General features: G+C 67.7%; 22 protein-coding genes. 12 read left to right on the top strand and 10 right to left on the bottom strand.

The genetic code is table 11. The annotated features are described in order from the left end of the window. Positions 1 to 17: 17 nt before the first annotated feature. Entirely contained in the window at positions 18 to 848 is an 831-nt protein-coding gene (locus tag DPV74_RS03265; RefSeq protein WP_091921597.1) for an oxidoreductase, read from the bottom strand. 94 nt (positions 849 to 942) lie between these two features. On the opposite strand from DPV74_RS03265, the gene DPV74_RS03260 reads away from it, so the two are divergent. Beyond that, complete coding sequence (locus DPV74_RS03260) at positions 943 to 1914, top strand: AraC family transcriptional regulator (RefSeq protein WP_091921595.1); 972 nt, start codon at positions 943 to 945, stop codon at positions 1912 to 1914. Positions 1915 to 1960: 46 nt separating this feature from the next. On the opposite strand, the gene DPV74_RS03255 is transcribed toward DPV74_RS03260, so the two are convergent. The 4 genes from DPV74_RS03255 to DPV74_RS03240 form a co-directional block, all read right to left on the bottom strand. Continuing rightward, positions 1961 to 3352, bottom strand: coding sequence for an MFS transporter (locus DPV74_RS03255; protein WP_091921593.1), 1392 nt, complete (start codon positions 3350 to 3352; stop codon positions 1961 to 1963). A 36-nt stretch (positions 3353 to 3388) separates the two neighbouring features. Continuing rightward, positions 3389 to 4078 (bottom strand): CoA pyrophosphatase, encoded by a 690-nt coding sequence (locus DPV74_RS03250; protein ID WP_091921591.1) that lies wholly within the window; start codon positions 4076 to 4078, stop codon positions 3389 to 3391. Between the two features lie 281 nt (positions 4079 to 4359). Further along, positions 4360 to 5565 (bottom strand): MFS transporter, encoded by a 1206-nt coding sequence (locus DPV74_RS03245; RefSeq protein WP_091921589.1) that lies wholly within the window; start codon positions 5563 to 5565, stop codon positions 4360 to 4362. Beyond that, on the bottom strand, positions 5562 to 5927 hold the full coding sequence (locus tag DPV74_RS03240; RefSeq protein WP_027792402.1) for a RidA family protein: 366 nt from the start codon (positions 5925 to 5927) through the stop codon (positions 5562 to 5564). Before DPV74_RS03240 ends, DPV74_RS03245 begins: the two co-directional genes overlap by 4 nt. 139 nt (positions 5928 to 6066) lie before the next feature. Here DPV74_RS03240 and DPV74_RS03235 point away from each other — a divergent pair, with 139 nt between their 5' ends. From DPV74_RS03235 to DPV74_RS03210, 6 genes are all read left to right on the top strand, one after another. Beyond that, positions 6067 to 6885: a TrmB family transcriptional regulator gene (locus tag DPV74_RS03235; RefSeq protein ID WP_027792401.1), complete on the top strand. Its 819-nt coding sequence runs from the start codon at positions 6067 to 6069 to the stop codon at positions 6883 to 6885. Between the two features lie 94 nt (positions 6886 to 6979). Then, a complete protein-coding gene (locus DPV74_RS03230) occupies positions 6980 to 7837 on the top strand; it encodes a PhzF family phenazine biosynthesis protein (protein WP_091921586.1) in 858 nt (285 codons plus the stop codon). Positions 7838 to 8090: 253 nt separating this feature from the next. Further along, positions 8091 to 8768: a hypothetical protein gene (locus tag DPV74_RS03225; RefSeq protein WP_091921584.1), complete on the top strand. Its 678-nt coding sequence runs from the start codon at positions 8091 to 8093 to the stop codon at positions 8766 to 8768. Between the two features lie 342 nt (positions 8769 to 9110). Further along, positions 9111 to 10037 (top strand): ribokinase, encoded by a 927-nt coding sequence (rbsK, locus tag DPV74_RS03220; protein ID WP_060350133.1) that lies wholly within the window; start codon positions 9111 to 9113, stop codon positions 10035 to 10037. Positions 10038 to 10078: 41 nt separating this feature from the next. Next, complete coding sequence (gene fucP / locus DPV74_RS03215; protein ID WP_119336496.1) at positions 10079 to 11452, top strand: L-fucose:H+ symporter permease; 1374 nt, start codon at positions 10079 to 10081, stop codon at positions 11450 to 11452. A 2-nt stretch (positions 11453 to 11454) separates the two neighbouring features. Continuing rightward, positions 11455 to 12507, top strand: coding sequence for an aldose 1-epimerase family protein (locus tag DPV74_RS03210; RefSeq protein ID WP_091921580.1), 1053 nt, complete (start codon positions 11455 to 11457; stop codon positions 12505 to 12507). 34 nt (positions 12508 to 12541) lie between these two features. Here DPV74_RS03210 and deoR read toward each other — a convergent pair whose 3' ends face one another. After that, entirely contained in the window at positions 12542 to 13312 is a 771-nt protein-coding gene (deoR, locus tag DPV74_RS03205; protein ID WP_027792395.1) for a DNA-binding transcriptional repressor DeoR, read from the bottom strand. Positions 13313 to 13458: 146 nt separating this feature from the next. Between deoR and deoC the strand changes: the two genes are divergently transcribed. The 4 genes from deoC (at position 13459) to DPV74_RS03185 (ending at position 17733) form a co-directional block, all read left to right on the top strand. After that, positions 13459 to 14139: a deoxyribose-phosphate aldolase gene (gene deoC, locus DPV74_RS03200; protein WP_091921578.1), complete on the top strand. Its 681-nt coding sequence runs from the start codon at positions 13459 to 13461 to the stop codon at positions 14137 to 14139. A gap of 380 nt (positions 14140 to 14519) precedes the next feature. After that, positions 14520 to 16022 carry a catalase gene (locus DPV74_RS03195; RefSeq protein WP_174415782.1) on the top strand — a complete coding sequence of 501 codons (1503 nt, stop codon included), beginning with the start codon at positions 14520 to 14522 and terminating at the stop codon, positions 16020 to 16022. A 93-nt stretch (positions 16023 to 16115) separates the two neighbouring features. Next, positions 16116 to 16757 (top strand): ankyrin repeat domain-containing protein, encoded by a 642-nt coding sequence (locus DPV74_RS03190; RefSeq protein ID WP_034196263.1) that lies wholly within the window; start codon positions 16116 to 16118, stop codon positions 16755 to 16757. A gap of 109 nt (positions 16758 to 16866) precedes the next feature. Then, the gene (locus tag DPV74_RS03185; protein WP_059555880.1) at positions 16867 to 17733 is read left to right on the top strand and encodes a DUF2071 domain-containing protein; all 867 of its coding nucleotides are present in this window, start codon (positions 16867 to 16869) and stop codon (positions 17731 to 17733) included. Positions 17734 to 17741: 8 nt separating this feature from the next. On the opposite strand, the gene DPV74_RS03180 is transcribed toward DPV74_RS03185, so the two are convergent. Further along, entirely contained in the window at positions 17742 to 18689 is a 948-nt protein-coding gene (locus DPV74_RS03180) for an ATP-binding protein (protein WP_177203643.1), read from the bottom strand. Between the two features lie 26 nt (positions 18690 to 18715). Further along, entirely contained in the window at positions 18716 to 19624 is a 909-nt protein-coding gene (locus DPV74_RS03175; RefSeq protein WP_027792389.1) for a DMT family transporter, read from the bottom strand. 90 nt (positions 19625 to 19714) lie between these two features. Here DPV74_RS03175 and DPV74_RS03170 point away from each other — a divergent pair, with 90 nt between their 5' ends. Then, positions 19715 to 20515, top strand: a complete 801-nt coding sequence (locus DPV74_RS03170) for a helix-turn-helix transcriptional regulator (RefSeq protein ID WP_091921574.1) — start codon at positions 19715 to 19717, stop codon at positions 20513 to 20515. 33 nt (positions 20516 to 20548) lie between these two features. Here the strand turns inward: DPV74_RS03170 and DPV74_RS03165 are convergent, their stop codons facing one another. Further along, complete coding sequence (locus DPV74_RS03165) at positions 20549 to 21034, bottom strand: DUF1772 domain-containing protein (protein WP_091921822.1); 486 nt, start codon at positions 21032 to 21034, stop codon at positions 20549 to 20551. Next, the coding region (locus DPV74_RS03160; protein ID WP_119336495.1) for an NmrA family transcriptional regulator at positions 21031 to 21583 on the bottom strand (553 nt) is incomplete at its 5' end. The genes DPV74_RS03160 and DPV74_RS03165, both read right to left, overlap by 4 nt.

The raw sequence follows: 21583 nt of genomic DNA, 5'->3' as shown, positions 1-21583 counted from the left end.
ATCTCGACTTACGCCCTTCAACCATCCGTCGATACCGTCACCGCCTCCCATGCCCGGATTTCCTCGTCCAGCGCCGCGAGTTTGCCGCGCACGAGCCGCAGCGCATCGCTGCCGAGCAGCAGATGGGCCGGCGGATGCTGCGCCGCAACGACGGCGAGTATCGCCCGCGCCGCTTTCACCGGATCACCCGGTTGCTTGCCGCTCTTCTCCTCGCGCGCCTGGCGAATCGGGTCGAAGATCGCGTCGTAATCGGCGATCGAGCGCGGCGTGCGCATCATCGACCGGCCGGCCCAGTCGGTGCGGAACGAACCCGGCGCCACGGCCGTCACCGCGATGCCGAACGGCTCGAGTTCCTTGCCGGCGGCTTCGGAAATGCCTTCCAGCGCGAACTTGCTGCCGCAGTAGTAAGCGATGCCCGGCATCGTGATGTGGCCGCCCATCGACGTGATGTTGAGGATGCGCCCGCGCCGCCGCTCGCGCATGAACGGGACGACCGCCTTCATCATCGCCACCGCGCCGAATACGTTCACGTCGAACTGCCGGCGCATCTCCGCGAGCGGCGCTTCTTCCATGATCCCTTCGTGCCCGTAGCCGGCGTTGTTCACGAGCACGTCGACGGGCCCGACGTTCGCCTCGATTTCGGCCACGACACTGTCGATGCGATCGAAGTCGGTCACGTCGAGCACGCGCGCGAATGCCCGCGCGGACAGCGCTTCGAAAGCCTGCGCCGCCTGCGCGCTTCTCACGGTGCCGACCACCGTGTGACCTGCGGCAAGCGCCTCCTGCGCGAGCGCGCGGCCGAAGCCGCTGCTGACGCCGGTAATGAGCATGAGGTTTGCGGATGCCATGTGAGCTTCTCCCGTATGTCGATTGGAGCGTGCATACTAGTCTGACGCCCCCCGTCGAATAAGCCCGATTCCGCTGATTTTCTTGCACAAAACTATGAGCCTCGAGCCCGCCTCCGCCCGATCCCCATCGCTGCCGCCGCGCGACCGGAAGCGTCTGGTGACGCTGCTGCGCGCGCTGGCGCCCGACGAAGGCTACAACCTGACGGCATTGCCGAGCGTGCGCATCCTGCGGTCGAACCGCGCGCTGTCGCGCACGCCGGTGCTGTACGACCCGGGCATCGTGATCGTGTGCCAGGGCTGCAAGCGCGGCTACTTCGGCGGCGAGCGCTATCTGTACGACGAGCATCACTACCTGGCGGTGTCCGTGCCCGTGCCGTTCAGCATGGAAACCGACGCCACGCCCGAGCGCCCGCTGCTCGCGCTGTATCTGCACCTCGATTTCACGATGGCCGCCGAACTCGCGGCACAGATCGACCGCGAAGGCATCGCGGAGCCCGTGCAGGTGCCCAGGAGCATGATGTCGACGCCGATGGATGCAACGATGCACGCGTCGGTACTGCGTTTCGTCGAGGCGATGGGCCGGCCGCTCGATGCCGCGGTGCTGGGCCCGGCGCTGCTGCGCGAGTTGTATTTCCGCGTGCTCACCGGCGCGCAGGGCAGCGCGATGCGCAGCGCGCTGGCGATGCGCGGGCAGTTCGGCCGGATCGGCCGGTCGCTGCGCGTGATTCACGCCGATTACGCGCAACCGCTCGACGTGCCGCAACTGGCCGACGCAGCCGGCATGAGCGTGCCGAGCTTTCACAGCCACTTCAAGGCAATCACGCAGGTGTCGCCGATGCAGTACCTGAAGTCGACACGGCTGCATCAGGCGCGGTTGCTGATGGTGCGCAAGGACCTGACGGCGGAGGCGGCCGGCTACGCGGTCGGTTACACGAGCCCGTCGCAGTTCAGCCGCGAATTCAAGCGCCTGTTCGGCCTGACGCCGGCGAAGGAAACGCAGCGCATGCGCGAGAGCTTCGCCATTCCGGCGGCATTCGACGATGCGGTGTTCGTGTCGTCGCATTGAATCGGGTACCGCGCCAGGCCCACGCGCCAATTTCCGTCGACCGCATCTAGCCCCGCTGCCGATAGATGCGCGCGACGCTCGCGAAGAACGACAGCGCGGCGATCGCACAGGCCAATGCGAACACGTAGACGGGAAATGGCCGCTCGCCCTCGCCTCCGCCCGCGCCGCTGACGAGCGCGATCACCACGGCAACCAGCGCGGCGCCGATGGACTGACCTGTCGTTCTCGCGGTCGACAGCACGCCGGAAGCGGTGGCCGTGCGGTTCTTCGCCGCGTTGGCGAACATCTCCTTGTTGTTCGGCGGCAGGAAGAAGCCGTACCCCACGCCGCACAGTGCGACGCGCCACAGGAAATCCCCGGCGGATGGTTGCGCGGGCAACAGGATCAGCGAACCGATCCCGAGACAAAACATCAGCACGCCGACACTCGACAGCTGCGTCGCATTGAAACGATTCGCCAGTCGCCCGGCAAACGGCGCGCACAGCGCGACCGCGATCGGCCAGGGCGTAAAGACCAGCGCCGATTTCAGCACGCCGTACGCATACGTGTGCTGCAGCACGAACGGCAACGCGACCAGCGCCATGCCCTGCGACACGAACATCGTCACGGACGTCAGCACCGCGAACGTGTATCGGCGCGACCGGAAAATGTCCAGCGGCAACAGCGGATGCCGCGCCCTGGCCTGCCCGACGCAGAATGCCAGCATCAGCACGGCCGCAGCGACGGCAAGCACGAGCACGGTACGGTTGCTCCACCGCCCGATCTGGTCGACGGCGAGCGCAAGGAGGCCGAATGCCGCGGCGGAAGTCACCGCGCCCGGCACGTCGAAGCCGCGCTCCCGATGCGTGTCTTTTCCCAGCGCGACGAACGAGAACGCGATCGCGGCGATCCCGAACGGGAGGTTGATGAAGAACAGCCAGGGCCACGATGCCCACGAGACGATCAAGCCGCCCAATGCAGGGCCGACGGCGGTCCCCACCGCAAATACCAGCGCATTGACACCGAAGATCGTCCCGAGCGAGGCGGGCGGGAAAATCACCCGGTAGAGACCGTAGCCGACGCTGATCAGGATCGCGTAGCTGATGCCCTGCAGGACCCGCATCGCCACCAGCGCGCCGAAGGTGGACGCCAGCCCGCAGCCGAGCGACGCGATCGTAAACAACACCAGCCCGATCGTGTAAAAGCGTCGCTCGCCGATTCTCGAGCCGAGCGACGCGCACGTCAGCATCGTCGCCGCACTCGCCACCTGATAGCCATTCGCGACCCAGATGACCGACGCCGCGCTCACGCGCAGGTCGGTCGAGATCGTCGGCAGCGCGATATTGACGATCGCGCTGTCGAGCGCGGACATGAATACGCCGACCAGAATCGCGACGGCCGCAAAATAGCGGCGAGGGATGTCGAATCCTTCGTCGCCGAACGTTTCCGCGATCTCCATGAATCACCCTTGCCGGACGCAGGCCCGGTGCATGAACTAGTCGCGGCGCGCCGGCTCGCCGTGCGCGGCATCGCGTGCCAGGCCCGCGAGCGAATTCAGGATGAAGGCCGTCACGCCCCAGATGTCCTGCGTCTGCTCCGCCCAATACCACGCGCCCATGCGTTCGCCGTCCGTGTATTGACGCGGCAGATCCGGATTCAGCAGCGCGGCGAACGGAAACTCGAAGATTTCCGCGACTTCCGCGGGCGCCGCCTCCCATGTCGCCGTTTCCGGCACGATGCCGATCACGGGAAAGATCGCGTGGTGACGCTTTCTGGTTTTATGGATCGGCAAGCTGCCGACCACGCGGACCGCGCCGGGCGCGAGACGGATCTCTTCGAACGCCTCGCGCAACGCGGTCGCGCCGATATCGCGGTCGGCCTCCGCCGGGCGTCCGCCCGGAAAGCTCACGTGCGACGAGTATTCGCTGAGATTCGACGCGCGCCGGGTCAACAGGATCGTCGGCTCGCGCCGTGCGACGATCGCGACCAGCACCGCCGAGAATTTCCACTGCCCGTCGTTGTCCGCGAGGAATTGCTTCGCCGTCGGCCAGTCGGTGCCGGCAGGAATGCCGTGACCTTCGACGCCACGGACGATCGCTTCCAGCGCGGCCTGCGGCGAGCCGGCTTCCGCGTGCGCGCCTGCCAACCCGGCGCCGGCATTCACGACGCCTCTGTCTGGTTCCATGTCTGCCTCCTGCGTGCGGCACCTGCACACGCTGCACGACACTGAACCCGACACGTGTTGCATGGGCGCGGCGTCGTTGTGGTCAATCCGATGAACCGGTGTTCGCATGCGATCGCAAATGACACGCGCGGGTGCGCGACTGTCTGCTCCGGCGTAAAAATATCCGCCAGCGTTGCGGATGATTGAATGCCGAAACCCGATCGCCGTCGATCAACGGAGAAACCGATCATGCACGAAAAAGCGGGATTCCGTTCGACCGCGCGCGCACGTCGCGTCCTCGCTCAAGCGACGGATGTCGGCTCGCTCCGCGCATCGATGCGCGCCGATGCGGTACCGATCCACCCGGCCGCCGCGATGGCCGCTGCCGTCACGATCATCATCGCGCCCCACCCGACCCGCGCGTTGAGCAGCCCGGCCGCGACGGCGCCGCCGGCACCGGCCGCGTAGTACAGCGTCAGGTACGCTGCGCTCAAGACCCCGGCGCGGGCCGGCTGAATCGCGACGACGCGCGTCTGGTTCGCGACCTGCGCGGCAAAGCAACCGGCATCGAACAACGCCAGCCCGACAGCCAGCCATCCAGGTCGACCGAGCGCAACGGCAAGGAGCAAGGTCGACACGGCCGCCACGACAAGGCCGCCCCGGATGACCGCGCGATCGCCGAATCGATCGGCGAGTTTTCCGGCAACGCGCGTCACGCCGAGGCCCAGCACGCCCGCGAGACTGTATGCACCGATCGCGGCGGCACCCAGGTTATACGGCGGCCCGGCCAGACGAAGCGCGAGCCCCACCCAGACCAGGTTGAACGCGAAGAACCAGAGCATGCCGGCGCAGGTACGACGCCTCAACGGCGCACTGTCGCGCAGCAACCGCGGAATCGCGGCGATCGCATTCGCACGGCCGGGCAGCCCTTCCGGCCGGCCGCCCGGCAACAGCACCGCACCGCCGACGGCGGCCAGCGCAACGCATCCGGCCAGCACGAGCAATGCGCCGCGCCATCCGCACCATTGCGACAACACGCCGCCCGCGAAACGGCTCAGCAGGATCCCGGCGGAAATGCCCGCCGACACGGCCCCCATCGCCACGCCGCGCCGTTGCGGATCCGCGTGTTTTCCGGCGACGGCGCTGCATTGCGCCGCGACCGTGGTTGCCGCGCCCACCAGGAAAAACGCGGCATCGAGCACGAGCGGCCCGGGCGACAACGACGCGCACGCGAGCAACAGCGCGAGCGCGCCCATCTGCATCGAGACGAGCACGCGCGGGCTGAAGCGGTCGACCAGCGGCACCAGCACGGCGAGGCCGACCAGATAACCGAGCATCGTCACGGAGGCGAGCGCCGCCATGCGCGACGCCGCCACCCCGAACTCGCTCGCGATCGCCGACAGCGACGGCTGCAACGCATAGCCGTTGGCGATCGCCACGCCGGCCGCCAGCGCAAGCACGGCCGTCGCGGTGCGGGACAGCGGCCCGCGGTTGCCGGCGACGGTCATGCCGCGGGCCTGACCGCGATCGCCTCGACTTCGACCAGGATCTCCGGATCGACGAACGGAAGCGCATGCACCAGCGAAAACGCCGGCCGGATATCGCCGTAGATCTCCCCGTGCGCGCGTGCGGCGGCTTCCCAGTTGTCAAAGTCCGCGACCACCAGGCGGCTCTGGACGACGTCGGACAACGAGAACCCGCTGTCCGCCAGCACCCGGTCGATCGTCGCCAGCGCATCGCGTGTCTGCGCATACACGTCCGCGCCTTTGCCGGCCGTCCCCGAAATGTAGATGGTGTTGTCGACGACCACCGCGCGCGAGTAGCCGACCTTGGGCTCCCACGGGGAGCCGGTGCTGATCCGTTTTCGCATGTTGAAGATCTCTCCAGTCAGGTTGAGAAGCATCGCCTACTACTTGGGTAGTAAGTTCGAGCGATTGTATACTACTCCAGTAGTTAATCAAGCAGGCCCATGCAAGTCGCCGTGGGCGCAAGAGCCGGAGCCGATACACATGAGCGAAAACACGGAGCTGATCACGTCGTTGATCCGGCTTGGATTCACCCAATACGAAGCGCAGGCCTACGCGGCCCTCGTCGGGCAGGCCGCGCTGACGGGGGCGGAAGTCGGCCGGCGCGCCGGCATGCCGCCTTCGAAGATCTATGAAACGCTGGGGCGTCTGGAGGCGCGCGGTGCGGTGCTCGTCAACCGTTCCGAGCCCGTCCGCTATGCGGCCGTGCCCCACCGGTCGTTGCTCGAGGATTTGCGCAAGCGCTTCAATGCGGATCTCGAAACGGCCGCGGGCGCGCTCGACCGGCTGCCGGTTCAACAGGAGCCGGGGCTCGTCTGGTCGCTGAGCGGGCGGGAAGCGATCGCCAGCGCCTTCGCGCGCGTCATCGTCAACGCGAAAACGCAGATCTTCGCGGGCGTCTGGGACGAAGAGATCGATGACCTCGGGCCGCTGCTCGAGGCCGCCGCTGCACGCGGCGTCGACACGCACGTGGCGATTTACGGCAATCGCACGCTCAACGGGCCGCGCCACTACGACATGGCCAAATGCGGCGCCAGCGCGCGGCTCAGGCTGTCCGGCCGCCGGCTCGCCGTCGCCGTGGCGGACAACACCGAGGCCGTGGTGGCGGAATTCGGCGATCATTCGCCCGATCACGCCACCTTGACGACCAACCCGGTCATTGCGCTGCTCGCGGTCGAGTACATCAAGGCAGACGTGAGCGGGCGCGTGTTGATCGATGCGATGAGCCCGGCGGAGTACCGGAAAGTCCTGAAGCATCCCGACATGCAGGCGATGCTTGCACCGCTCGACAAGGCGAGCTGACCCATGCGACCCTGCACGGCTGCCCGCGCGAAGCGCATCGCGCGGCGCGCACTCCACTCAGGTACGTGAATCACCACACTGACGCGAGCGTCCAATGACCGCCTATGCCTTCCGCCTGCTGAACGTATTCGCCGAATCGACGTTCGGCGGCAACCCGCTTTGCGTATTCGAGGATGCGCGCGGCATGGACGACGCGACCATGCAGGCGCTCGCCGTGCAGTTCAACCTGTCCGAAACGACCTTCGTGCTGCCGTCGGAGCGCGCGCATGCGCGGGTTCGCATCTTCACGCCGGGCTACGAGATGGCCTTTGCCGGCCATCCGACGCTCGGCACCGCGCATGTCGTGCGCGACCTTCTGGGCGCGGGCAACGAACTCGCGCTCGAATTCAAGGCCGGCGTGGTCGACGTCGGCGCGCACGACGACGTGTGGACGTTTACCGCGCCGCATGCCGGCATGCCGAAGACGGCGGCTTGCGAGTTGTCCGATGCCCGGACGGCGGCCCTGCTGGGGCTGACGGAAGACGACCTGCTCGCCCCGCCGATCTGGGTCGATACCGGCGCCGACCAGTTGCTCGTCGCGCTGAAGGACCCCGCCGCCGTGCGCCGCGCGCGGCCCGACAGCGCGGGCATCGGCATCTGGCCGACCAGCAGCCTCGGACGCAAGACCGCGTATGTATTCGCGTTCGATGCCGAGCGTCCGGGCACGGTGGTGTCGCGTTACTTCTTCGTGAAACAAGGCAGCGTGTCGGAAGACCCGGGGACGGGATCGGCCTGCGCGAACCTGGGCGGGTGGCTGCTTGCGATGAACCGCGACCTGCCCGCCGTGTTTCAGGTCGAGCAAGGCGAAGCCGTCGGTCGGCCTTGCCTGCTGCGATTGTCGGTCAGTGCAAACGGCAAGATCGGTGTCGGCGGGCGCGTGGTCGAACTCGGGCGCGGCGTCGTCAACGTGTAGACGCGCCGGGCGGAAATATCGTCGCGATCGTCAGCATCGCGCTGCGCGCGGGCAACCCGTTGCGATGACGAACCGGCCGCCACCGTCCGGCCACCGCCGGATCGGAAATGCGGTGCGGCCGCCCCGCCCGCCACGCCGCGATATGCCGTCGACAAGATCCGCGGCTATCGCCGGATCGATACGCAGCAAGCACTGCACACGCCGCCGCGTTTGTTATGCTGCGCGCATCGCCAGCCCGAGCCGATTGCCGCTCATGAACGCCCTCGCCCCCGACCTCGCCCGCACGCTGCACGCCTCCTGCGATGCCTGCTTCGGCACGGCCGCCGTCTGGCCGCTCGTCGAGCACGCGTATGGCGAGCCGCAACGCCACTACCACACGCTCGCGCACCTGGCCGAGCTGTTCGCGCATCTCGCACCGTATCGCGCGGAACCGCTGTGGCCGGTGATCGAGCTTGCGGTATGGGCGCACGACTTCGTGTATGCGACGACCCTGCCGGATCATGCGGACAACGAAGCACGCAGCGCGCAATGGCTCGTGCAGGTCACGAACGCACACTGCAGCGCATCCTGGTTGCGTGCGCACGCATCGCATGTGTCCGTTGCGCACGATCTCGTACTCGCGACGAAGTCGCACCGGCTGCCCGATGCGTTCGCGTCCGCCCCGGACGTGCAGCGTGCCGGGCGGATTTTTCTCGACGCGGATCTCGCGATCCTCGCGGCCGCGCCCGATCGACTGCGCGAATACGATCGCGCAATCGCATGCGAGTGGGCGCAGGATCCCGATGCGCCATCGGCTGCATTCCGCGAGGGCCGCAAGCAGGCGCTCGAACATCTGCGCGCGCAGGTTCCGCTGTTTCAATCGGCGGAGTTCGCGCCGCTCACACCGCTCGCGCAGCGCAATCTCGATACGCTGATCGCCGAGTACGCGTAAGCGCCGGGCAAGAACACGCGAAAGCGCCCGCATCGCCGCCGCCGGATCGGTCGAGCCGACCCGTCACGCCCGGCGACCCTCCCCACACCCGAACGGCATTCCTGCTGCGGTGCTCCGCGGCGCCGGGCCCCTGCCGCGTCGAATTCATCCGACATCCGACGGCAAAACCGGCCAATACGTCGATTTCTCCCGAGAAGCCACCCCATCCACATCGCGCGTCGGGCGTAACCCTTCGAACATCATGTGATTGCATTTTCACAATCAATGTGATTTTATTATCACATCGTGCATGCCGCCGCCCACCACCCGCGCGGCGCACCCCATACCAAGGAAGAGACGCAGATGGAGACAATCGCCGTCATCGGCAGCAACATGGTCGACCTCGTGACCTACGTCGCACGCATGCCCGCCCGGGGCGAAACGCTCGAGGCGCCGAATTTCGAACTGGGCTGCGGCGGCAAGGGCGCGAACCAGGCGGTCGCGGCCGCCCGCCTCGGCGCGCGCGTCGTGATGGTCACGAAGGTCGGCGACGACGTATTCGCCGACAACACGATCCGCAACTTCACGCGCGAAGGCATCGACACCACGCACGTGCGCAAGGTCGCCGGCGTGCCGAGCGGCGTCGCGCCGATCTTCGTCGAGCCCGATTCGAGCAACAGCATCCTGATCGTCAAGGGCGCCAACCGCCACCTGACGCCGGCCGACATCGACGCGGCCGCGCCGCAGCTCGCCGAATGCGCACTGATCGTGCTGCAGCTCGAGATCGAGCTCGACACCGTTTATCACGCGATCGAATTCGGCGCGCGCCACGGCATCCCGGTGCTGCTGAACCCCGCGCCCGCGGTCGCCGATCTCGATTTCGAGCGGATCCGCACCGTCGAATTCTTCGTGCCGAACGAAACCGAGCTCGCGATCGTGTCGGGCATGCCGGTCGATTCGCGCGACACCGCGGCACGCGCCGCCGAAGCGCTGGTCGCGCGCGGGCTGAAGCACGTGCTCGTCACGCTCGGCAGCGACGGTTCGCTGCTGGTCTCGCGCGACGGCGTGCGGCACGTGCCCGGCGTGCCGGTCGACGCGCGCGACACGACGGGCGCCGGCGACGCATACATCGGCTGCTTCGCGCGCTGCTACGCCGCATCGCGCAACGCGCTCGACGCGATGCGTTACGCGTCCGCGTACGCCGCGCATTCGGTCACGGGCCTCGGCACGCAGAAGTCGTACGCCGACACCGCGACGTTCGAACGCTTCCTCCGCGACGCCGGCATCTGAACGGCGCCTTCATCGACGAGACAACCAGGAAGGAGACACCCATGGGCCGAGCCAGAATCGAACACACACCCGACGGCTATTACCTGAACCGCACGCCGCTCTTCGCCTTCACGCTGCTGTGCTGCCTGTTCGCGCTGTGGGGCACCGCCGCGAACCTGAACGACGTGCTGATTGCGCAGTTCAAGAAGTCGTTCTTCCTGTCCGATTTCGAATCGGCGTTCGTGCAGTCCGCGTTTTATCTCGGCTACTTCTTCCTCGCGATTCCGGCCGCGACCGTCGTGAAGAAGTTCAGCTACAAGACGACGATCCTGGTCGGCCTGCTGCTCTACACGACCGGCTGCCTGCTGTTCTTCCCGGCCGCGTCGATGGCGAAGTACGGGATGTTCCTCGTCGCGCTGTTCGTGATCGCGGCGGGCCTGTCGTTCCTCGAAACCGCGTCGAACTCGTATTCGACGCTGATGGGCCCGCGCGAAACCAGCACGCGGCGGCTGAACATCTCGCAGACGTTCTATCCGTTCGGCGCGATGGCCGGCGTCTACATGGGCAGCTTCCTGATCTTCAAGGAAGGCGATGCGTCGCACGCGCAGCTTGCCGCGATGTCGGCGGCCGAAGCCCACGTGCACCAGCTCGCGATGATCCAGGCCACGCTCGAGCCGTACAAGTGGCTGATCGTCGTGCTCGTCGCCATGTTCATCGTGTTCGCGCTCACGCCGTACCCGGCCTGCAAGGGCAACGGCCCCGGCGCGGCCACGCACCGGATCGACGCGCGCGGCACGCTCGCGCGCCTGTTCGGCAACCGGCGCTTCGTCGCGGGCGTCGTCGCGCAGTTCCTGTACGTCGGCGCGCAGGTGGGCGTGTGGAGCTTCACGATCCGGCTCGCGATGCAGATCGGCGGCCTCACCGAGCGCGGTGCGTCGCACTACCTGCTCGCGACGTTCTTCGCGTTCTTCGTCGGCAAGCTGGTCGCCACGCTCGTGATGAAGCGCGTCGGCCCGGCCAAGGTGCTGATCGTCTACGGCATCCTGTGCATCGCGCTGCTCGCGTATACGATCAGCGTGCACAACATCACGGCCGTCTATGCGGCCGTGGGCGTGAGCGTGTTCCTCGGCCCGTGCTGGCCGACCATCTATGGCCTCACGATCGACGGGCTCGGCAAGGACACCGAATACGGCGGCTCGATCCTCGTGATGAGCATCGTCGGCGGCGCGGTCGTGCCGCTGATCCAGGGGCTGATCTCCGACCACACGGGCGGCAACATGCAGCTCGCGTTCGTCGTGCCGCTCGCCTGCTTCGTCGTGATCGTCTACTACGGCTTCTACTGCCTGCGCCACCTGCCGGCCGCGACGCCCGACGCAACCGCCGACGGCCACGCAGCCGCGCGCTACGCCGCGACGCGCAACACGTCGGGAGCATGAGCATGCGAGGCGAGATCGAACTGCGGCGCGACGACTTCCGCGACACGCCGCGCACGCTGTACCGCACCGACGGCCTGACCGTCACCGCGTTCGCGTATCCGTCCGGCGTCGAGGCGCTGAAGCTCGAGAACCGGCGCGGCCATCTCGTCGTGCTGCCGTATCTCGGCCAGATGATCTGGGCCGCCGCGTTCGACGGCCGCGACCTGACGATGAAGCACATGTTCCGGCAACCGAAACGCGCGGCTTCGATCATCGATACCTACGGCTGCTTCATGTTCCACAGCGGGCTGCTGCGCAACGGCTGCCCGGGGCCGGACGACACGCACGCGCTGCACGGCGAGATGCCGTGCGCGCCGATGGACCGCGCGAGCCTGGTCGTCGGCGCGGACGCGCGCGGTGCGTTCGTCGAAGTGACCGGCGAGTACGAATACGTGCAGGGTTTCGGCAGCCACTACATGGCGCGTCCGTCGGTGCGGCTCATGGAGCACGACGCACAGATGACGATCTCGATGGACGTGACGAATCTCGGCGGCGCGCCGATGGACCTGATGTACATGGCGCACCTGAACTACGCGTACGTGCCCGGCGGCCGTTTCGTGCAGTCGCTGCCGCACAACGGGCTGCGGCTGCGCGACAGCGTGCCCGCGCACGTGAAGCCGACCGCCGCATGGCGCGACTACACGGCCACGCTCGCGCGCGAACCGCAACGGCTTCACACGCTCGATGCGCCCGCGCTGTACGACCCGGAGATCGTGTTCTTCATGAACGAGGCGGAAACGGATGCCGGCGGCGTCGCGCATTTCCGGCTCGCGCATCCGGACGGCGGCGCATTCCACACTGCGTACCGCCCCGAGCAATTCCCGCACGCGACGCGGTGGATCCTGCACAACGCGGACCAGCAGGTCGCCGCATTCGCGCTGCCGTCGACCTGCGAGCCGGAGGGTTATCAGGCCGAACGCCGCAAGGGCCATGTCGCGACACTCGCGCCGGGCGCGACGCGCCGCTTCGAGGTCGTCACCGGCTACCTGAGCGCGGCGGAAGCCCGCCATGCATGAGGCCATGCAAAGCGCGATGCCCGCCCGCGCGGCGTCAGGTCACGAGCGCGATCCCGTGTTCGCGGATCGTCGTTTCGTAGCGGCCGCTCAGTTGCCCGTCCGAGATCACGTAGTTGAAGTCGGTCAGCTCGGCGAAATAGGCCGCGCGCACTTCGTCGAACTTCGTGTGGTCGACGAGCAGGAAGCGGTTCTGCGCGCGTTCCATCACCTTCTTTTTCGCGTCGACTTCGTGGAAGTTGAAGCAGGTCACGCCGCAGCGGTCGCTCACGCCGGCCGCCGAGATGAACGCCTTCGACACGCGCACGGTGTCGAGGATGCCCGTCTCGGCCACCGACTCGAACACCATGTTCTTGCGATGGTACGCACCGCCGCACAGGATCACGCTGCAATGCGGCTTCTGCTGCAGCTTCGCGAACACGTTCAGCGAATTGCAGACGGCGGTGAATTCGAGGTCGTCCGGAATGAAGTCGACGACGAACGGCGTGGTCGAGCCGCAGTCGACGAAAATGGTGTCGCCGGTCGTCACGAACTGCGCGGCCAGCTTGCCGATGCGGCGCTTCTCCTCGGTCTGCCGGTCGTTCTCGGCACTGACCACGTACTCGCCGATGTCGCTGCGCTGCGCGGCGAAGTGGCGGGTCACGTAGCCGCCGATCAGGCTGAGGCCGTGCGGGTTGTCCGCGAGATCGCGGCGGATCGTCATTTCCGATACGCCGAACAGCTCGGCGACTTCCTTCAGATGAATCGCGTTCTGCCCTTGCAGCACGTTCATCAGCGTCTTGATTCGTTCGCCCTTCTTCGTTTCCATGCCAGTATCCTGCGTGCGCGCCGCGTCCGTCGCTTGTCGTGCCGGGCGCGCGGGCCCGGCCGGAATGTCGTATTTGTAACAAACCGATGTGAAAACATCAACTTTCCGTGTGCCCTTCCGGCACACGATCCGTGGAGTCCTGAAACATGCCGCTTTCCAACGCCCAACTCGCTCAAACCATCGATCACACGCTGCTCGCGCCCGACGCGAGCGACGCGCAGATCCGCGACCTCTGCCGCCAGGCGGCCGAGCATCGCTTTTACTCGGTCTGCGTGAATTCGGCGAACGTGCCGCTCGCCGCGCGCGAGCTGGCCGATACCGGCGTGCTCGTCTGCGCCGTGGTGGGTTTTCCGCTCGGCGCGGGGCTGTCGGCCGCCAAGGCATTCGAAGCCACCGCCGCGATCGCGGCGGGCGCCGGCGAGATCGACATGGTGATCAACATCGGCGCGCTGAAGAGCGGCCGCGCCGCCGACGTGAAGGCCGACATCGAAGCCGTGCACCGCGCCTGCGGTGCGGTACCGCTCAAGGTGATCCTCGAAACGGGGCTGCTGACCGACGACGAGAAGGTGCGCGTGTGCGAGATGTGCCGCGATCTCGGCGTCGCGTTCGTGAAGACGTCGACCGGGTTCGGCCACGGCGGCGCGACGCTCGCGGATGTCGCGCTGATGCGCCGCACGGTCGGCCCCGTGCTCGGCGTGAAGGCATCGGGCGGCGTGCGCGACCGCGCGGCCGCGCTGGCGATGATCGAAGCCGGCGCGACCCGGCTCGGCACGAGTTCGGGGGTGGCGATCGTCACCGATCAGGACGGCGCCGAATCGGCGTATTGACGACGCGGGCCACCGACGGCTGCGGTGGTGCACCTCGTGCCGCCGCTGCTATCGCGCGCGTTGTCGATCCTCTTCAGCGGCCTTGCAGTCGGCACGGTCATCGCGTCATCGATCCGCTTCCATACACGTACCGCACGACTTTAGACCGATAGAGCATCCGTGGCCCGTATCGCGTTGGCCTGCTGCCCGTCGGCCGGTCATGAAATAACTTAGTTAGCCGAATCATCCTCAAGTAACAACGATCACCTATCACTCAATTAGAGAGATTCAATTGGCATCGCGCATGTCGACGAGACTACAGTTCGGCGGGGTCTTCCCCCGAATTTCATCCAAGGAACCTCATCGATATGTCAAACACCGCGAATCGCTTCTTGCAGAGCATGATTGCCGCGGCCTGCGTCGCATTGGCCTCTTCCTCACATGCAGCCGAACTGACGCGCGACAACGGCTCGCCCGTCGGCGACAACCAGAATTCGCAGACAGCCGGGCCGAACGGGCCGGTGCTTCTGCAAGACTCGCATCTCATCGAAAAACTCCAGCGCTTCGATCGCGAACGCATCCCCGAGCGTGTCGTGCATGCCCGCGGCACCGGTGCATTCGGTGAATTCGTGCCGAGCGCCGACATCAGCGACCTGACGACGGCCAAGGTCTTCACGCCCGGCACGAAAACACCCGTGTTCGTCCGCTTCTCGACCGTGATGGGTTATCGCGGCTCGCCCGAGCAGGCGCGCGATCCGCGCGGTTTCGCCGTGAAGTTCTATACGGAACAGGGCAACTGGGATCTGGTCGGGATCAACCTGCCGATCTTCTTCATCCGCGACGCGATCAAGTTCCCGGACTTCGTCCACGCGAACAAGCCGAGCGCGGTCACCGGCGTGCAGGATGCGAACCTCGCGTTCGATTTCTTCGCGCACGCGCCCGAAGCAACCAGCATGCTGACCCGGCTGTACTCGATCGAGGGCATGCCCGATTCGTACCGGAACATGGACGGCTACGGCGTGCACGCATTCAAGTTCGTCAACGCCGACGGCAAGTACACGTACGTGAAGTTCCACTGGAAGAGCGCGCAAGGGATGCACGGGCTGCGCCCGAAGGACATTCCGGGCTCGATCGGCGCGGACTGGAACCTGATGACGAACGATCTGTACGGCGCACTGAAGGCGGGCAACGCACCGAAGTGGGATCTCTACATCCAGGTGCTGAAGCCGTCCGAGCTCGACGCGTTCGACTTCAACCCGCTCGACGACACCAAGGTATGGACCGGCGTGCCGGAGCGCAAGATCGGCACGCTGACGCTGAACCGCGTGCCGGACAACTACTTCGAGTCGACCGAGGAATCCGCCTTTGCCCCGTCGCGGATGGTGCCGGGCATCGAGCCGTCGGAAGACCGGATGCTGCAGGGCCGGATGTTCTCGTACGCCGATACGCAGATGTACCGCCTCGGCGCGAACTTCAACCAGTTGCCGATCAACCGTCCGCGCGTGCCCGTCACGAACAACAACCAGGACGGCGCGATGAACTTCGGCGACCGCAAGGGCGAAGTGAACTACGAGCCGTCGGCGTTGAACGAACTCGCGCAGAATCCGCGTTACAAGTCGGTCCAGACGCCGCTTGCCGGCACGACGCAACAAGCCGCGATCCGCAAGACGCTGAACTTCCGGCAGGCGGGCGAGTACTACCGCACGCTGCCCGCGCAGGAGCGGCAGGATCTGGTGACCGCGTTGTCGGGTGACCTGAACCACGTGACGAACGACGCGAACAAGTACGCGATGCTGTCGTACTTCTACAAGGCCGATGCGGACTACGGGACACGCCTGGCGCGTGCCACGCACGCCGACCTGACCCGCGTGAAATCGCTCGCCGACAAACTCGTCGAGAACTGATCGGGTAATCCCGCGAAGGCTGCCGGTGCGGCCTTCGCGTCCCGACCCATCGATCCGATTGCGCCGCGCGGCCACGCGCGGCGCGCATTGCTGATGAAGAATCGACTCCGAACCGCCCTCTCCCGCGCGCTCGCGATCGCCGGAGCCGCCGTGCTCGCGGCCTGCGCACAAACCGCACCGCCCGCAGCCGTGCCGCACCCCGATGCGCACGCCGACCTGCGCCGCTACGACGACGCATGGTTTGCCGCCGCGCGCCTCGGTCGCATCGACATCCTGCAGGCACTCGTCGACGCGCGCTACCCGATCGACGCGACGACACGCGAAGGTTATACGGCGGTCATCCTGGCCGCCTATCGCGACCAGCCTGCAACGCTCGACTATCTGCTGCGCAACGGCGCGGACCCGTGTCTCGGCGATCGTCACGGCAACACGGCCCTGATGGGCGCGCTGTTCAAGGGCGAGACCGCGATCGCGAAGCGGCTGGCCGACACGCACTGCCCGATCGACCAGACCAATCACGCCGGCGAAACGGCGCTGTCGTTCGCCGCGCTGTTCGGCCGCCTCGACATGCTGCCGGTACTCGTCGCACACGGCGCGAACCCCGATCACGTCGATGCGCTCGGCCGCACCGCGCTGCAGAACGCGATCCTGCAAGGCAACGACGCCGCGGTTGCCGCACTGGAAAAGGTTGGCGCGACACCGAATGCCGATGTGACGTTGCGCTCGAGGCCGTGACCGCTCGACCTTGAACCGGCCGTCGAGGGCATGATCTCCGATCGGCGAAGGCTGGCACCGACCGTTTCGACGAAGGCGCCTCTTCCGCCCGCTCCGCGACATCGGCACAATGCCGGTGATGCGCCAAGACAACGCCTTCGTTTACCCGTCCGCCGGCCCCGTCGGCCGCCTCGCCAACCGGCTCGTCGCGAGCCGCCCGCTGCTGCGCGCACGCCGCGCGCTGCTGTCGCGGCTGCCGTTCCTGCAACTCGCGAGCGAAGTCGAGAACGTCGTGTACTGCACCTGGCTCGTCGATGTCGCCGCCGTCGCGCACCTGGTGCCGCGCGGCGTCACGCTCGCGAGCCGCGACGGCCGCACGCCGTTCACGATCCTCACCTATGCGCACCGTCATTTCGGCCCGCGTATCGCGGGCCCGCTGCGACGCGTGTTCCCGTCGCCGCTGCAAAGCAACTGGCGGCTTTACGTCGATGCGCTGCCGGGTGGCGTGCCGGCCGATCGCACGGTGCTGTTCGTGAAGAACGTGTTCGATCATCCGCTCTATGCGCTCGGCAGCCGGCTCTTCAGCGACGCGCTGCCGTCGCATCTCGCCGCGCGCTTCACCCATGCCGTGCAGGACGGGCGTTATCGAACGCTGCTGTCAGGCGGGACCGGGAGCGCGCCCGATTTCCACTGCTCGGCGGCCGTGTCGAACGACGACACGCTACCCGCCGCGTTCGCGCCGTTCTTCGGAAGCTGGCGCGACGCCGTCGCCTACCTGTCGCTGCAGCACGCGGCCGTCGCGCATGTCGCGGACTGCGACGGCCTCGCCCATGCTTCGATCGACCTGCCGATCGACATCGATGCGGTGCGGCCGCTGAAACCGGTCGAACCGGTCGGCGGCGGCGCCTTCCTCGCGCGGATCGGCGCGACCGGCGAACCGCTGTGCTTCGTCGTGCCGGATGTTGCGTTCCGCGTGTTGTCGGAGCGGGTGCTGTAACGCCCCGCTCAACCCGCGCGCCGCGCGTGCGCGGGTGCGTCCGCGTCGCGTTCGTCCGCCAGCCGCCCGAGGTAATCCCGCACGAACTGCCCGGCAATCCGCCCCGACCGCGCACCGCGCTCCAGCGCCCACTGCAGCGCCGGTTCGCGCGCCGCGCGGATCTGCTCCGCATCGAACCCGGCTTCGCCGAGCCGGCTTTCGACGACGGCCAGGTACGCATCCTGCGTGAACCCGTAGAACGTCACCCAGATCCCGAAGCGCTCGGACAACGAAATCCGCTCCTCGACCGCGTCGCCCGGATGCAGCTCGCCGTTCTCCGCGCGCGACACGTTCGCGTTGTCGCTCGCCTGCTCGGGCATCAGATGGCGGCGATTCGACGTCGCGTACACGAGCACGTTCGACAGGTCGCTCGCGACCGAGCCGTCGAGCACTGTCTTGAGCTCCTTGTAACCGGTCTCGCCGGCCTCGAACGACAGGTCGTCGCAGAACACGATGTACCGCTCGGGCCGCGCACGCACCAGCTCGACGATCGCCGGCAGATCGCTCAGCCGCTCCTTGCCGACCTCGATCAGCCGCAGCCCGTGCGGCGCGAACGCGTGCAGGCACGCTTTCACGATCGACGACTTCCCGGTGCCGCGCGCGCCGGTCAACAGCACGTGATTGGCCGCGAACCCGCGCACGAACTGCCGCGTGTTCCGTTCGACGATCGCCACCTGACGCTCGACGTTGCGCAGCGCATCGAACGTTATCAGCGCGGGCGCCGCAACCGGTTCGAGCGGCGCCGTGCGCGGCCCGCCGTCGAAACCGCGCCAGCGGAACGCGACGGCCGCGTCGAAATCGACGGCCGCCGGCCGGCCGGTGCCCGCGAGTGCCTCGAGCGCGGTCGCGATCCGTTCGAGCTGATGCGCGAGCGCCGGACCGTCGACGGATGCGTGCGCGTCCGGCAGCGCGGCCATCAGGTTCTGCATGTCGCGGTCGCCGCTCATTGCCGCACTCCCTGCGACGCACTCGCGTGGAACGGGAACCGCTGCGCGATCGCCACACCGACGAGCGCCACGCCGCCGCCGATCAGGTGATACAGCCGCAGCGATTCGCCGAGCAGCACGATCGCGCCGCCGGCCGTCATCACCGGCAGCAGGTTCATGAACATCGCGCAACGGCTCGGGCCGAGCAGCCGCACGCCCTGCATCCACAGGTACGGCAGCACGACCGACGCCAGCACGCCCGCATACAGGATCAGCGGCACGCTCGCGCGGGTCGGCCACGCCGCCTGCGCGGGCAAGCGCAGCAGCATCGGCACCATGAAGACGAGCGCGGCGAGCGCCTGCACGTAGGTCGACTGCCACGCCGGCAGCGCGCCGATGCGCCAGCGCTTGAGCAGCACGCCGTACAGCGCATACGCGGCCGACGCGGCCAGCATCAGCAGGTCGCCCGCATGCACGCCGCGCGCGGCGATCGTCGTCGGGTGCCCCTCGGCGATCAGGTAGACGACGCCCGCGAGCGACAGCACCCCGCCGCCGATCATGCCGGCCCCCGGCGGATCGCCGAGCAGCAGCGAGCTGAGCGCCATCGTCATCAGCGGCACGAGCGCCGTGATGATCGCCATGTTGGTCGCGCTCGTCGTTTTCGCGGCCTCGTAGGACAGGCTCTGGAACAGCGCCATCGCGAGAAAACCGAGCACCGCGAGCTTCGGCAGGTGCGCGACGAGCGCCGCGCGGTTGCGCCACGCGGGGCGCAGCGTGAACACGCTCATCAGCGCGACGGCGAGCAGCAGCCGGTAGAACGTGATCGCCGACGGGTCGATCGTCGATGCCGACAGCTTCGACACGACCACGTTGCCGGCCCACAGCGCGATCGCGCAGAAGGGAAACAGAAAAGGAGGCTTGTTCATCGCGTTTGACGGATTAATATCGTGGCAGGGTACGGGCGTGAATCGGAACGCCATCGTGCCCGCCCGCCCAACTGCCTGTCTCACGCCAAAATGTCAGGACTTGTCGCCAATCGGACACTCGAGCCCACCCCGCCGCTTGCGCACCTGCGCTACGAATCGACGCCGATGCCCGTGTCGGCGATGGCGGCGGCGTACCCGCACGGCACGTCGATACCGACGCACTGCCATCGCCGTGCGCAACTGCTCTATGCGATCGAGGGCGTGATGCACGTGCAGTCCGAGGGCGCGTCGTGGGTCGTGCCGCCCACGCGCGGCGTGTGGCTCGAAGCCGGCCTCGACCACACGGTGCAGATGAGCGGCGACGTGCAGATGCGCACCGTATTCGTCGAACCGGGCACGGTCGAGCACCTGCCCGCGCGCAGTTGCGTGGTGGAAGTGCATCCGCTGCTGCGCGAGCTGATCCTCGCCGCGGTCGACGTGCCGCTCGACTACGCGCCGGGCTCGCGCCACGATCACCTGATGCACCTGCTGCTCGCCGAGGTGACGGTCGCGCCGCTGCTGCCGCTGTACCTGCCGTGGCCGCACGACGCACGGCTGCGGACGATCTGCGACTCGCTCGTCGCCGCGCCCGACGATCCGCGCACGATCGCCGAATGGGCCGACCGGCTCGGCCTGTCGGTCCGTACGCTGCATCGCGCGTTCCGGCGCGAGACGGGGCTCAGCTTCCGCCGCTGGCGGGAGCAGGCGCGGCTGCTGCTCGCGCTCAAGCGCCTCGCGCACGGCGAGAAGGTGCTGACCGTCGCGATGGATCACGGCTACAGCAGCCAGAGCGCGTTCTCGGCGATGTTCAAGCGGCATTTCGGCGTGTCGCCGTCGGCGTTTTACTCGTAGCGCGTAGCGCGCGGCCGTGCGCGACGGGGGGCGCTACCGCGCCGCGATCCCCACGATGAAGAACACGCACGCGGCGGCCGACGCGACCGTGCGCACGTGATTCCACCTCGTCCAGTCGTGCACGTAACGCGTCCACAGCGCGGCGCCGTGCGCGGTCGACGGATCGGCCGCGGCGAGCGCATCGTTGAGCGGCACGTTGACGGCCATCGTCACCGCGAACATGCCGAACACGTACATCACGCCGCCCGCGAGCGCCGCCATCGCCCCCGGCTGGCCGCGATCGAGCAGCGCGATCACGACCAGGGCCAGCGCCATCAGCGTCGTGACGAGGAACAGCGGCATGAACGGCGAACGCACGATGTCGACGTTGATCGCATTCATCGCGGCCACGCCGGCATGCGGCGCGATCCGCCCGAGCGACGTCATCACGAACGTCGAAAACGCGAAGTACACGCCGGCCATCAGCCCGCAGCCGATGGCCGAGCCCCACAGCAAGACGGGCGTCACGAACGCGATCATGATCGTGCGCTCCACACGCCGGTCGCGGCCGTCGCGCGCGCATAGTCGGCGAAGTCGCGTGCCGGCCGCCCGAGCGTCGCTTCGATGCCGTGCGTCACCGCGCTGTTGCGCCCGTCGGGCACCACGCCGAACAGGTCGTCGAGCAGCGCGACGACCGGCTCAGGTACGCCGGCCTCGCGCAATCCGGCCACGAACGCATCGGCCGGAATCTCGCGATAGACGACCGGCCGGCCGGCGGCCCGCGCGATCTCGCCGACCGCTTCGGCGAACGTCAGCGCGCGCGGGCCCGTAACCTCGATCACGCGGTTCGCGAAGCGCGCCTCGGTGAGCGCGGCCACCGCGACGTCCGCGATGTCGTCCGCATCGACGAACGGCTCGCGCACCGCGCCGGCCGGCAGCGCGACTTCGCCCGCCAGCACGCCGTCGATCAGGTAGCCCTCGGAGAAGTTCTGGTTGAACCAGCTCGCGCGCACCACGCCCCAGCCCACGCCCGACGCCTGCAGCGCGGCCTCCGCGGCCTGCGCACGCGGCTCGCCGCGCCCGGACAGC

Source organism: Burkholderia sp. HAN2018 (genome assembly GCF_024704855.1).
In the GTDB taxonomy this organism is placed as follows: domain Bacteria; phylum Pseudomonadota; class Gammaproteobacteria; order Burkholderiales; family Burkholderiaceae; genus Burkholderia; species Burkholderia cepacia.
The sequence above is the reverse complement of the archived record's forward strand: the minus strand, read 5'-3'. Positions and strand labels throughout refer to the sequence as shown.